General features: G+C 51.3%; 1 rRNA gene. It reads right to left on the bottom strand.

Annotation, left to right across the window (positions count from 1 at the left end):
* Positions 1-4: 4 nt before the first annotated feature.
* Positions 5-388: ribosomal RNA gene (locus tag QNJ52_RS11520) — 16S ribosomal RNA — on the bottom strand; the annotation flags it as partial.

Here is a 388-nt window from a genome sequence, read left to right as displayed (position 1 = left end):
TTAGAAAGGAGGTGATCCAGCCGCACCTTCCGATACGGCTACCTTGTTACGACTTCACCCCAATCATCTGTCCCACCTTCGACGGCTAGCTCCTAAAAGGTTACTCCACCGGCTTCGGGTGTTACAAACTCTCGTGGTGTGACGGGCGGTGTGTACAAGACCCGGGAACGTATTCACCGTAGCATGCTGATCTACGATTACTAGCGATTCCAGCTTCATGTAGTCGAGTTGCAGACTACAATCCGAACTGAGAATGGTTTTATGGGATTTGCTTGACCTCGCGGTTTTGCTGCCCTTTGTACCATCCATTGTAGCACGTGTGTAGCCCAAATCATAAGGGGCATGATGATTTGACGTCATCCCCACCTTCCTCCGGTTTGTCACCGGC

It is taken from the genome of Macrococcus sp. S115 (assembly GCF_030067655.1).
Classification (GTDB): Bacteria; Bacillota; Bacilli; order Staphylococcales; family Staphylococcaceae; genus Macrococcoides; species Macrococcoides psychrotolerans.
This window is presented reverse-complemented; position numbering and strand designations above follow the sequence as displayed.